Origin of the sequence: Streptomyces atriruber, from assembly GCF_001418325.1 — a bacterium.
Taxonomy (GTDB): domain Bacteria; phylum Actinomycetota; class Actinomycetes; order Streptomycetales; family Streptomycetaceae; genus Streptomyces; species Streptomyces atriruber.
In genome coordinates, this window is the sequence record NZ_LIPN01000222.1 from 24203 (window position 1) to 36743 (window position 12541).

Annotated in this window: 10 protein-coding genes; 5 read left to right on the plus strand and 5 right to left on the minus strand. The window is 68.0% G+C overall.

Annotated elements, in window-relative coordinates; all coding sequences use genetic code 11:
• Positions 1-377 precede the first annotated feature (377 nt).
• From AOK03_RS45025 to AOK03_RS41130, 4 genes are all read left to right on the plus strand, one after another.
• On the plus strand, positions 378-1226 hold the full coding sequence (locus AOK03_RS45025) for an FtsK/SpoIIIE domain-containing protein (RefSeq protein WP_341845820.1): 849 nt from the start codon (positions 378-380) through the stop codon (positions 1224-1226).
• Entirely contained in the window at positions 1223-1414 is a 192-nt protein-coding gene (locus AOK03_RS22905; protein ID WP_055567205.1) for a hypothetical protein, read from the plus strand. Before AOK03_RS45025 ends, AOK03_RS22905 begins: the two co-directional genes overlap by 4 nt.
• 128 nt (positions 1415-1542) lie before the next feature.
• Positions 1543-2991 (plus strand): replication initiator, encoded by a 1449-nt coding sequence (locus AOK03_RS22910; protein ID WP_055567206.1) that lies wholly within the window; start codon positions 1543-1545, stop codon positions 2989-2991.
• Positions 2992-3262: 271 nt separating this feature from the next.
• On the plus strand, positions 3263-5338 hold the full coding sequence (locus AOK03_RS41130) for a recombinase family protein (RefSeq protein WP_079074898.1): 2076 nt from the start codon (positions 3263-3265) through the stop codon (positions 5336-5338).
• Here the strand turns inward: AOK03_RS41130 and AOK03_RS22920 are convergent.
• The 4 genes from AOK03_RS22920 to lipB form a co-directional block, all read right to left on the minus strand.
• Entirely contained in the window at positions 5262-5972 is a 711-nt protein-coding gene (locus AOK03_RS22920; protein ID WP_055567208.1) for a DUF4191 domain-containing protein, read from the minus strand. The genes AOK03_RS41130 and AOK03_RS22920 overlap by 77 nt on opposite strands.
• A gap of 30 nt (positions 5973-6002) precedes the next feature.
• Positions 6003-6209 carry an SCO2195 family GlnR-regulated protein gene (locus AOK03_RS22925; RefSeq protein WP_055567209.1) on the minus strand — a complete coding sequence of 69 codons (207 nt, stop codon included), beginning with the start codon at positions 6207-6209 and terminating at the stop codon, positions 6003-6005.
• A gap of 300 nt (positions 6210-6509) precedes the next feature.
• Positions 6510-7475, minus strand: a complete 966-nt coding sequence (locus AOK03_RS22930) for a lipoyl synthase (protein WP_055567210.1) — start codon at positions 7473-7475, stop codon at positions 6510-6512.
• Between the two features lie 146 nt (positions 7476-7621).
• On the minus strand, positions 7622-8419 hold the full coding sequence (gene lipB, locus AOK03_RS22935) for a lipoyl(octanoyl) transferase LipB (RefSeq protein WP_055567211.1): 798 nt from the start codon (positions 8417-8419) through the stop codon (positions 7622-7624).
• A 219-nt stretch (positions 8420-8638) separates the two neighbouring features.
• Between lipB and AOK03_RS22940 the strand changes: the two genes are divergently transcribed.
• Positions 8639-10084 (plus strand): NsdA family TPR-like regulatory protein, encoded by a 1446-nt coding sequence (locus AOK03_RS22940; RefSeq protein ID WP_055567212.1) that lies wholly within the window; start codon positions 8639-8641, stop codon positions 10082-10084.
• Positions 10085-10106: 22 nt separating this feature from the next.
• Here AOK03_RS22940 and AOK03_RS44910 read toward each other — a convergent pair whose 3' ends face one another.
• The gene (locus AOK03_RS44910) at positions 10107-12260 is read right to left on the minus strand and encodes a family 20 glycosylhydrolase (protein WP_279616330.1); all 2154 of its coding nucleotides are present in this window, start codon (positions 12258-12260) and stop codon (positions 10107-10109) included.
• Positions 12261-12541 lie beyond the last annotated feature (281 nt).

Below are 12541 nucleotides of genomic sequence, written 5' to 3' on the forward strand. Positions count from 1 at the left end.
GCGCTTGGCCCTGGCATTGGTGGCTGCTGGGCTACCCCCGGACCACGTTACGGATCTGGTGGACCTGGCGGCGTCTGGCCATGCTCAACGGACTCTCCGTGAGCTGGCGGCCACACCATCGGCTAGGTCGTGATCTAGTGGTACAGGGGCAAGCGCTGCGGCCCAAGCCTCCGCGTCTGGGCTGGCCCGTACCGACGCGCAACGGGGTCGTGGTCCGGGTGGTGATGCATCCGGGACAGACCCCGGCACCCTACCTGTCAGCCGCTCGTGCCTTCGAGCACGCATGGCACGTCCATGGAGTGCGGGTGCGCTCGTCGCGTCGGGGACAGGTGGTGATCACTGCCACGGCGAATGACCCGCTGACGGGGAAGGGGCCAGTGAAGCAGCCCGCGGCTCTGCCGCTGCTCTCGGCTGATGTGGGCCAAACCGAGGACGGCCCACCGTGGGTAATCGAGTTCCGCAAAGTACCGCACTGGCTGGTGACCGGGGCGACCCAGAGCGGCAAGTCCTCCCTCCTGGCGGCACTCGTGCGCTCGCTTTCCTCTCAACCGGTGGCCCTGGTGGGTATCGACTGCAAGGGCGGCATGGAACTCGGTCTGTTCGGGCGGCGCTTCTCCAAACTGGCAATTGACCGGAAGCGGGCGATTGTCGTTCTGGCGTCGATGGTCGAGGAGATCGAGCATCGGATGAGGGTCTGCCGTGCGGCCGGTGCACGCTCCATCTGGGAGCTGCCCGAGGGGCGGCGGCCTACCCCGATCGTTGTGATCGTCGATGAGCTGGCGGAGCTGTACCTCAATGACGGCTCCCGCGAGTCCCGGGAAGAGGCGGAGCAATGCGCCACGTTGCTGCTGCGCCTGGCCCAACTCGGGGCTGCGCTCGGCGTGCACCTGGTCGCCGCAGGGCAACGCGTCGGCTCCGACCTGGGGCCACGGGTTACCGCACTGCGCGCTCAGCTCGGCGGCCGCATCGCTCACCGGGCTCACGACGAGGCTTCGGCTGAGATGACGCTCGGCGACCTGAACCCGGATGCCGTCGTCATCGCTCAGACGATCTCGGAAGAGGAGCAGGGCGTAGCCGTGGTCACGACAGGTGGGCGCTGGACGCGTGCCCGCTCTCACATGATCAGTACGGCGGACGTCGCTGAGATCTCCGCGATTCCCGGACCGCCGTACCCCTTCTTGTCCGTACTGGATACGGCACCCGAGAAGGGAGAGACGGTGACATGACACAGGGAACGATCTACATCATCTGTTCTTTCCTGCTGTTCTTCTCCTTCATGGTCGCCCGGTCCAAGGAAGTCCCGATCTACCAGGTGCTCCTGATCAACCTGGGCGGCTTCCTACTGGCCATGACGCCGTTGGGTTACCCGATCTGGGCCCTGTTCCTCGTCATCGGAAATGGCCTGTTCGGCTAACCGCATCGCAAGTTCCTTGGCTTCTGACGCATTTCTCTCCACCTCATGGCATTTCTGCCCCAGCTGACCCCAGACCCCCGGAGTTTGAAAATGACCGCCGTGCCGATCCCTCATGAAAGGGGGCCTCCTTGTACCCGGCGACGGATGAGGCGCGGCGCTCAGTGCTCAATGAGGCTGAGCGTCTGCGCCTTCTCTCACCCACGGAACGCGACCTGATCCGGCTCGTACATGAGCCGGGATTCTCACGCTGGCTGGACCAGATCGAAGCCACCGGCGGCTGTTCCCACCCCATCTATTTAGCCGGTCACACCACGGTGCGCGACGCACACAGCGACACCGTGTTGCGTCACTACTCCACTGAGGATGAGCCCGGTGGCCGCATGCCGGTGCGCTGTCGCAACCGACGTGCATCGCGCTGCCAACCTTGCGCACGGCTGCATGCGGGCGACACCTTCCAACTGGTTCGCTCTGGCCTGCTCGGCGGCAAGGGCGTGACCAACCAGGTGCAACTGCATCCCCGCCTCTTCGTCACCCTGACCGCGCCTTCCTTCGGCACGGTGCACCGTGGCGGCACGGCGAGTACGCCCCACTGCCATCCCCGACGCTGGGGCGGGGAGTGTGAGCACGGGCGGCCCCTGGGGTGCGGCCAACAGCACGCGGACACCGACCCCGTCATCGGTCAGCCCCTGTGCCGGGACTGCTACGACTACGTGGGCCATGTCCTTTGGCACACCTCCGCCGGCACCCTGTGGAGCCGGTTTTGCCACACGCTCAGGAGGCATCTGGCCTCGGTGGCGGGCATCGTTCAAACGCGATTCCGCGAGCACGCGGCGCTCTCCTTCGCCAAAGTCGCCGAGTACCAGAAGCGCGGTGCCATTCACTTCCATGCCGTCATCCGCCTGGACGGTCCCGACGGCCCGTCCTCGCCCCCACCCTTGTGGGCCACGAGCGATGCTCTGGAGTCGGCCGTACGGTCCGCGGCGACCTCAGTCGAGGTCCACACTCCGTACTTGGCGGCCACCGGGGAGCAAGCCGTGCGCTGGGGCACTCAGCTCGACGTCCATGGCATCCGCAGCGACGCGTTCACCCAATCCGCGGTGACCGACAGCGCGGTAGCGGCCTACGTGGCCAAGTACGTGTCCAAGTCAGTCGATGACGCGGGCGGCGTGGACCACCGGATCACGGATTACGAGGCCATCCGCCTCGCCCCGGTGAACGGCCACCTGCGAGCCCTCATGGTCACCTGCTGGCGTCTGGGCGGTCTGCCCGAGCTGGGGAGCCTGAACCTGCGGTCATGGACTCACACACTCGGTTTCCGGGGCCATGTCCTCACCAAGTCCCGCTGCTACTCGACCACTTATGGGGAGCTGCGCGCGGCACGGGCTGTCTACCAAAGCGGTGCTGACCCGGGCATGGGGAACGACGGCACCACGCTCAGAGAATCCGTCTGGCGCTATGTGGGCTCGGGCCACTCTCTGGCCGAGGCAGAGTTGGCTGCCGGGATCGCGGCGGACCTTGCGCGTGGTCGCGAGCTCGCTGCTGAGGATCAATGGCGGGGCCATGACTGCAATCTCTGATGGTGGTGAGGCTCCGCGGTGTTGCTGTTCAGGGAAACAGTGCGTCAATTTCCTTGATCCCGAATCTAAATCGATCACTGATCCGCAAGAAGCGTCGAAGGTCATTTGGAAACCGACGGAAGCGCCAGGATCAGAGGTGGCGCATCTGCGCATGCTGGAAATCCTGTTTTCGCCTCGTCCCGATGAATAGGCTTTTATAGTTGACCCATCGCATGGGTGACCCCGGCGGTGTGCGACCACCCCGGGGTCTGGCCAGTCTTGGAGGACTGACATGGGCAACTCTGTCATACGTGCCATAGATACCGCAGCTAGGGCTGCCAACATCTCTGCGCCTGCCGTCCGAGCAGTGGACTACCTGCGGGTTTCCACTGACCAACAGGTAGATGGGTACGGGATCGCATACACCGGCGACGAAACGGCCGCGTACATCGCGCGCAAGGGCTGGGTAAAAGTCGACACCTTCAAGGATGAAGGGGAGTCGGGAACGCTTCCATGGGACAGGCGAAAAGGCGCCAGAGAGATCATGGAACTCGCGCAAAGTAAGCCTTGCCCCTTCAATATGGTGGTCGTGCACGAGACCCGTGCAGTTGGTCGGAACAACAGGGTCTTCTGGGAATGGGTGTGGAAACTGCAAGACCTCGGCGTGTATGTCGCCATTGTGGATGACGACATCGACAACACGACCGAGGAGGGTGAAGAGCGGATGCGTGAAAAGGCGAATGAAGCCTTTAAGGAACTTGTCCGTATCCGTAAAAGGACTCAAGGGGGGATTCAGAAGAAGGCTCGGATGGGGGGTTTCCCTGGAGGTTCTGCCCGCTATGGGTACCGCATCGAGAATAGGGGCGTCAAAGGGAAACAGCGTCTTGTGCATGACATCTGTGACGGGGGAGAGAGTTGCTCCGGATCAGAGGGTTGCATGACAGTGCATGAGGCAGTGGTGTTGCGTCGAGGAAGAACCCTCGTCGTTAAGTATCAGGGAGATTGGCGTAAGACTGTCCAACGCCTCAATGATGAGGGGCTGGTGAGTAGGTCGGGCAAACCTTGGAGTGAGGCAAACTTCCGGGGGCGCCTGATGAGCGAGGATCTATTAGAGGCTCGGTATGTGTTCCGCGGAAAGAGCGCGAAACTGCGCCCGGATGGTACGCCGATTTGGGGTGAGGTCAGAATCATTCCGCTTGATCCGATGTTCACGCCCGATGAGGTGGCGGAATTGCGGTCTGTCACAAGCGAGCCGCGTCGGCGCCCTTCACCTAAGGGGCGGGTCTATACGTTGTCCGGCAGACTGCGCAGTCAGTGCGGTAAGCGCTATGTTGGTCGAGGCCCGGCCAATGAGGCGCCCCACTACCTGTGCTCTGGAAAGAAGGAAGCTTACCCGGGAGCGCCTAAGTGCTCGTGCCCACAGCTTGACGCACGCGGTGTCGAGAAATGGGTATGGGGAAGCGTTTGCGACTTTCTGAGGGGTGGAGAAAGGCTGCAAGCCCTGTCTGATGAGTGGCTGGGCGCAGCAAGAGAGCGGAAAGTGGATTTCGCTTCACGCTTGGCCGAGTTGGATCGGAAGATCGCTGAGCAGGACAGCACGATCAACATCACTATGGCTGTAGCTGCTCAACAGGCAGCCAAGCGGGGGCTACCGCAACGCGAAGCTGAGACGACCGTCAACCGGGCTATAAAGCCGCTGACCGAGAGGTTGGAGGAGCTCGAACAAGACCGGGCTGCGGTGGCGTCTTGGCAAGAGGCCGCTGCACAAGAGGAGCAGCGGGAGCGGAGTCTTCAGGCGGTTGCACAGCTGGCCAACGACCGATTGGAAGAACTCTGCGCAGAGGATCAGCGGGAGTTCCTGGGGCTGGCCAATGTCAAGATCGTGATCACTGGACCTCCCCCTCCCATGCACCGCGGGCTTGCTTGCCCTGTGGGTGACTGGTTCCGCTCTCACGAGCGAAGGGTTCCGACGCTGTGTGACTGCGCGTGGGAGCGCGTGATGGAGGTGGAGAACTTTCCGGGCGGGGGCGTTGTGCCTCGACAGAGGGGAGGGCTTGCCCCTCGGACCGTTCTGGAGGCCTTCCTCAAGAAGGCCCGCACTGGGGTCGCCTGGCCGGAGTTGGATGCTGAGCTTGGCTCCACTGGCCTTATCGGGCACTGGAGGCGGTGGAGCTCGTCGGGTCGATGGGAGCGCGTTATGGGGGTGCTGGAGGACGCCTGCGGGGGCGTCCCGGTATCGCGGCCTCACCCTCTCCCGCCCATGGAGATGACGGGAGAGGTGAGGCCTGGTGTCATCCTCGCGGCGACTTGGGCGGGCGAACGCCCTTCATACCTTTCGGCATCGGACCCTTCGGGAGCGGCATGTTAGACATCAGGTCGCCCATCGCGCGCAGCCGGTCGTTCGTGGCCGTGACCTGCGGGCCCGTGAGAACGCGGGGGAGCTTCAGAAGCGTCGTGCGCAGCTTCTTCAGCGAGACCGTGCCGTCCGTGGTGCCGACGATGACGTCGTGGACGGGGACGTCCGCCACGATGCGCGCCATCTTCTTCTTCTCGGCGGCCAGCAGGCCCTTCACGCGGTTCGGGTTGCCCTCGGCGACCAGGACGATGCCGGCCTTGCCGACGGTGCGGTGCACCACGTCCTGGCTGCGGTTCATCGCGACCGCGGGGGTCGTCGTCCAGCCGCGGCCGATCTTGTCGAGCACCGCGGCCGCCGCGCCGGGCTGGCCCTCCATCTGCCCGAAGGCGGCCCGCTCGGCCCTGCGTCCGAAGACGATCGCCATCGCCAGGAAGGCGAGCAGGAAGCCGAGAATGCCCAGGTAGACCGGGTGGCCGAGCCAGAAGCCGATCGCGAGGAAGACACCAAAGGTGACGATTCCCACAGCCGCGATGATGAGGCCGATTTTGGAGTCGGCCCGCCGGGTCATCTTGTAGGTCAGAGCGATCTGCTTGAGTCGCCCTGGCTCCGCGGCCGCATCCGCCGCGGTGGTTTCCTTCCTCGCCATGCCCTGAAGTCTACGTGGCCCCGGCGGCGTCTACGACGTGCGGGTTGTCGTCACGGCCTCTTCGAGTACGCGCAGTGCCTCGACCCGGTCCTTGGCGCGGCGCCGGTCCTCCAGGACGGAGGTCCAGGCGTTGCGCCGCGCGGTGCGCTGGCCGCCGCTCATCAGCAGCGACTCGACGGCGCGCAGGGCGTCGGCGACGGACGGGATGGCGGTGGCGCGAACGGGCGCGGCCTGCATGATGGGGCCCTCCTGGAGAGCGGCTCGGGTGGGGGGAGCGGCTATGGGTAAGGCTGTACGTGCGGTAGTACCAGGGTCACTGATTGGTGTTACCAGGGCGTGACCGAGTGGTCAAACGCCGATGAAACCTTGATGCGGGGGGCCAAAACGCTGACGCGGCCCATACGGTCCCGTTCACCTGCGGGGATCGTACGGGCCGCGTCATTACGGCCACTACTGGTCGGTAGGAGCTTGTGCGCCGATTCACACAGTGGGTGCTCGCCCGGCACATGCCCGGGTCACACCTGGTGCGTCAGGCCGTCACACCGCCTGCGAGGCGACGTACGAACCGCGCTTCTCGATCGCCATCTGGTAGAGGCGGCCGGCGCGGTACGAGGAGCGGACCAGCGGGCCCGACATGACGCCCGAGAAGCCGATCTGCTCGGCCTCCTCCTTCAGCTCCACGAACTCGGCCGGCTTCACCCAGCGCTCGACGGGGTGGTGACGGGGGGTGGGGCGCAGGTACTGGGTGATCGTGACGAGCTCCGTGCCCGCCTCGTGCAGCTGGCGCAGCGCCTCGCTGACCTCTTCGCGGGTCTCGCCCATGCCCAGGATCAGGTTGGACTTGGTGACCAGACCGGCCTCGCGGGCCTTGGTGATGACCTCGAGGGAGCGCTCGTACCGGAAACCGGGGCGGATCCGCTTGAAGATCCGCGGCACCGTCTCGACGTTGTGCCCGAGGACCTCGGGCTCGGACGAGAAGACCTCGGCCAGCTGGTCGGGGTCGGCGTTGAAGTCCGGGATGAGGAGCTCGACCTTGGTGTAGCCCTCGGCGCGCTCGGCCGTCATCGCGTGGATCTGGCGGACCGTCTCCGCGTACAGCCAGGCGCCGCCGTCCTCCAGGTCGTCGCGGGCGACGCCGGTGATCGTGGCGTAGTTCAGGTCCATCGTGACGACGGACTCGCCGACGCGGCGCGGCTCGTCGCGGTCGAGGGCCTGCGGCTTGCCGGTGTCGATCTGGCAGAAGTCACAGCGCCGCGTGCACTGGTCGCCGCCGATGAGGAACGTGGCCTCGCGGTCTTCCCAGCACTCGTAGATGTTCGGACAGCCCGCCTCCTGGCAGACCGTGTGCAGGCCTTCCGTCTTCACGAGCTTCTGCAGGGCGTTGTACTCGGGGCCCATTTTCGCCCGGGTCTTGATCCACTCGGGCTTGCGCTCGATGGGGGTCTGGGCGTTCCGGACCTCCAGGCGCAGCATCTTGCGTCCGTCGGGTGCGACTGCGGACACATCGGCTCCCTATTAGCTGGCGTAACTTCGATTCTGCGGCGCACACCAGGGTACGCCCGTGATGTCGTTGGGCTTACTTCTGGCCAACCTCTGGCCAAGGGGGTGCATTCCCCGAAGCCGGGCGGACCTCGTGAAGCCGGGCGGACCTATGCGGAAGCAGGCTCCACGTCGCGCGGCTTCAGCTCCGCGTTCTCCAGCACGTCGCGCAGATGCCGCTCGGCGACGGGCAGTACGTCGGCGATGGTGATCTCGCGGCCCAGCTCGTACGAGAGGGACGTCACGCCCGCGTCGCGGATGCCGCACGGGATGATCCGGTCGAACCAGGTGTTGTCCGGGTTCACGTTCAGCGCGAAGCCGTGCATCGTCACGCCCTTGGCGACGCGGATGCCGATCGCGGCGATCTTGCGGTCCTCACGGCGCTGACCGGCGTTCGAGGGCGCGTACTCCGGGCCGTTGAAGCGTGCGTCGAATTCGTCGTCCTGGAGTCGCGGGTCGAAGTCCAGCGAGAGCCCGCCGAGGGCGGGGCGCTGCTCCACCGGATCGCCGAGGACCCAGACGCCGCTGCGCCCCTCGACGCGCGTGGTCTCCAGGCCGAACTCCGCACACGTGCGGATCAGCGCCTCTTCCAGGCGGCGCACGTGCGCCACGACGTCCACCGGGCGCGGCAGCTTCTGGATGGGGTAGCCCACCAGCTGGCCCGGGCCGTGCCAGGTGATCTTGCCGCCGCGGTCCACGTCGACGACGGGGGTGCCGTCCAGCGGGCGCTCGCTGTCCTCGGTGCGGCGGCCCGCGGTGTAGACCGGCGGGTGCTCCAGGAGGAGGCAGGTGTCCGGGACCTCGTCGGCGAAACGGGCGGCGTGCACGCGGCGCTGCTCGTCCCACGCCTCTTGGTACTCCACGGAGTCCGGGCCGAAGCCCAGCCGGACGAACCGAAACTCACTCACGGCAGGTGCCTCCCTGAACGTTCATCGTGCACATATCGCGCCCCCTGTCACTGTACGGGCCCCCTCGGGCGGCAACCTCGGCCCGGGTTCCTCACACGATCGGATGAATGACGCGTGAAGGGACGCTCACGGACTGTTATCGCCGCTACATTCACGCCGTTCACGAGGCCATAAGGGCTGCTCAAAGGCAGGCCCGAAAGGCAGGAGACCGCACAGCCGATGACGGAACGACCCCCGCAGCGCACCCCGAACCGCCAGCTAGCCGCGCTCATCTCGGAAGCCGGATTCTCCAATGCGGGCCTTGCCCGCCGCGTCGACCAGCTGGGCCTCGAACATGGCCTGGACCTGCGTTACGACAAGACATCGGTGACCCGCTGGCTCCGCGGTCAGCAGCCCAGAGGCACCACACCCGCGCTGATCGCCGAGGTCTTCACGAGACGGCTCGGACGCCGCCTGTCGGCCCAGGACCTCGGGCTTGACGCCTGCGCTCCGGTGTACGCGGGGCTGGAGTTCGCCGCCTCCCCCGAGGAGGCCGTCGACATCGTCGGCGGGCTGTGGCGCAAGGACTCCGGAAGCCATGCGGAACTGCGGAAGATCGCGTTCACCCCGGCCGGGCTCGTGGTGCCCAGCCGGGACTGGCTCATCGGCCGTGCCGATGAACGCGTCGGCCGCGGGGACGTGGATCCCTCCCACGTCCGCGTGCCCGTGCAGGGCCGCCCCGGCGTGCCCCGACAGCGGCAGGGCACCGAGCGCGGCCCCGGCCTGAAGGTCAGCAGCGGGGACATCGCGGCGCTGCGCTCCGTGGGCGAGCTGTTCCGCGCCCTCGACCACGCGTACGGCGGCGGGCACGCCCGCCAGGCCCTCGTCCGCTACCTGGAACACGAGGCCGAGCCGATGCTCCGGGGGGTCTACGGCGAACAGGCCGGGCGCAGGCTCTTCGCGGCCGCCGCCGATCTGACCCGCCTCGCGGGCTGGACCTCGTACGACATCGCGGCCCACGGCCTCGCCCAGCGGTACTTCGTCCAGGCGCTGCGCCTCGCGCAGGCGGCGGGCGACCGGGCGTACGGCTCCTACGTCCTGGTCACGATGAGCCGCCAGGCCGTCTATCTCGGCCACGGACGCGAGGCCGTGCAGCTCGCGCGGGTGGCCCAGCAGGGCGTCGGCTCCTCGGCGCCGCACGTCGTGCAGTCGCTGCTGTACGCCGCCGAGGCGCGCGGCCACGGCGTGCTCGGCGAGGTGCGGGCCTGCACGGCCGCCCTCGTGCGGGCCGAGCGGTCGCTGGAGGCGGCGCGGCCCGGCGACGAAGTGCCGCACTGGGCGCGGTTCTTCGACGAGGCCCAGCTGGCGGACGAGTTCGGGCACAGCTACCGCGACCTGCAGCAGTACCGCGCCGCGGCCCAGCACGCCGAGCGCTCCCTGCAGCTGCGCGCCCCGGCCTTCGCGCGCAGCCGTCTCTTCTGCCGGGTGGTGCTCGCCACCGCGCGGCTCGGGCTCGGCGAGCTGGAGGCGGCCTGCCAGCTGGGCTCCGAGGCCGCGCAGGCGGCGGGCGAGATGCGGTCCGTGCGGGCGCACGAGTACGTGCGCGAATTCGAGCGCCGACTGGAGCCCTACCGGGACGCGGCGCCCGTGCGCGGGTACCGCGACAGGGTCGCGGCGCTCGGCTGAGGGCGGGCCCCGCCCCGGTCGCTCACCTCTGGCGGGCGACCTCGGCGGGGCTCAACGCCTCGTCCCAGGTGATCAGTTCGTCCAGGTCGCCCCGCAGGCTCGCCTTCTCCGTGCCGATGGAACGCAGGGGGAGGGGGATCGAGGCCGCGACGGAGCCCACCCGCGCCCCGTCGGCGTACAGCGTCGTGCTGCCTCGCGTGGTCACCCACGTCAGCCGCGTCCAGCGGTCCAGCGCCAGGGTGAAGTCGAAGCTGTGGTCCGCGTCGCCGTACCGGGTGAAGCCGACCTTTCCCGTGCCGTGCTGCATCAGCTTCAGGGCGCCCGCCCGGGAGCTGAGCAGTACCTGGTCGGCGGTCCGTGCGGTGGGGCGGACCCGGACCGAGACGGTCCACGGCTCGGCGACGTCCAGGCCCCCGAAGCCCACGCCGTCCCGGTCGGAGTCGAAGCGCCAGGCCTGGCCGCGCGGTCCGGGCACGGGCGTCGGGTTGTCGATGATGTACGAGGTGCCGGGCAGGTCACCGGCCAGGTCCTCGGCGAAGATCGTGTTCCCGGGACTGCCCGCGTACGTCCAGCCCTTCGGGTACGACGCGTCGTCGAAGGTCCAGTGGTGGCTCGGGCGGCCCTCGACGCGGGGCGGCACGGGGGCCGGTGTGGTGCCGGGAGGGTCGCCGATGCGGGTGGCGCGGGCGCGGAAGCCGGCCAGGGTGTCCGGCGTCGCGGACCCGTTCCAGGCGCGGTCGGCGAGGATCGCCCGGGCGCCCGCCATGTGCTGCTCGAAGTAGCCGTCGTCGGCCCAGAAGTTGTAGTCGGCCCAGTTCGTGACGCCGGAGCCGAGCATGTCGGGGGCGGTGCTCGGCGCCCAGCGGTCGTACATCCAGGGCTCGTCCGGGTACTTGTGGTGGTAGTTGTTCGGGGTGTTGTAGAACGGCCCGATGGCGATCTCGTCGTGGCCGGGGATCTCCGGCTCGGCGCCCGTGCCCTCCCAGGTGAGGAAGACGACGGGGGCGTGCACCTGCTGCTGGGGCGCGGGCAGGTGCTCGGAGCCGTTGTAGACGGCCGTGCGCCTGCCGTGCGAGGTGACCACGTCGTCCAGGGCGTTGATGAAGCGGTTGAGCAGGTCGCCGAGGGTGGAGACGTCGGGGGAGGCCGCCAGGTGGTCCTGCACGCGCGGGCACTCGGCGAGCTGCCCCGGAACCTCCTCCGCGCCGATGGAGAACAGCGGCGCGTCGAACCAGCCGGCGAACTCGTCGACGATCTCCTTCGACTTCGCGATCGCCTTGTCGCTGGTCATGTCGATGACCCAGTCGGGCGTGAGGTGGGAGTGCGTGTGCGCGCCCGTGCACGGGGAGGGGCCCGAGCCGAAGCCGATGCCGAAGGCCTGACTGATCACGGTGGCGTGGCCGGGGAGTTCGAGCCCCGGCATCAGCTGGACGTGGTGGCGGGCGGCGAAGGCCTTCAGGTGCTCGATGTCGGCGCGGCTGTAGCTGTGCTCCGGGTCGGCGAGGCCGGGGAACCTCGGACTGTCGAGGCGGAAGCCCTCCGACTCGGAGAGGTGCAGCAGGAGCGTGTTGAGCTTCTGGTCGCCCATGCGGCGGATCAGGTTCTCCAGGTACGGGATCCGCCAGTACTTGCGGCCCGCGTCGAGGTGGACCATGCGGATCGCCTGCCCGGGACGGTCGGTGGCCGTGGCGCGGGGCACCTGGCGGTGGTCGTCGGCCGTGGCGCGCAGGAGCTGCAGGAGGGTGCGGGTCCCGTAGTAGAGGCCGTGGGTGGAGGCGGCCTCGATGCGGACGGGGCCCCTGCTGTCGAAGCGGTGGCCCTCCGCGCCCTGTGCCCCCTGCTCGGTGAGGGTGAGCACGATGTCCCCGGGCGCCGGACGCCCTGCCTCGGTGATGCGCGGGGTGACGCCGGAGACCTCCTCGATCTCCGTGCGCAGCTGGGTGGCGAGCCGGCGCACGGACTGCCGTGCCGGGCCGGGGAGTTCGGCGCGTCCGGCGGGCAGTGCGGTGCTGGACGCGGTGCGCGGGTCGATGTGGATGCGGGTGGCGCGGGTGAGCGACGTGTGGCCGTCGAGCGCGGTCCAGTCGGTGGGCCGGGGGATGACGGAGGGCGGCGCGGCCGCACCCGCGGGCTCCTCGCGGGGAGCGTGTGGACCATCTGCTTGGGCGGAGGGCAAGGCTATAGCTCCCATGAATAGGGCGAGGCTGAGCGATATCACCGGCAAGGTGCGACGCACTTCGGTCCTCCCGCTGCTTGGCGATCCGGCAGGACCGTAGCCGCGTACTACCGCAGTGGCAAGGGAAGTTGCAGGAGCCGGGGGCAGGCCGGGGACAGCGGGAAGCCCCCGCGTGGGGGCGCGGGGGCTTCCGGGGAGCGGGGCAATAGATCGGATGGGTCAGGCCGCGGTGGGCAGCGTCTCCTGGGCGTACGAGGGGGCGATCCCGAAGTCCGTGAGGA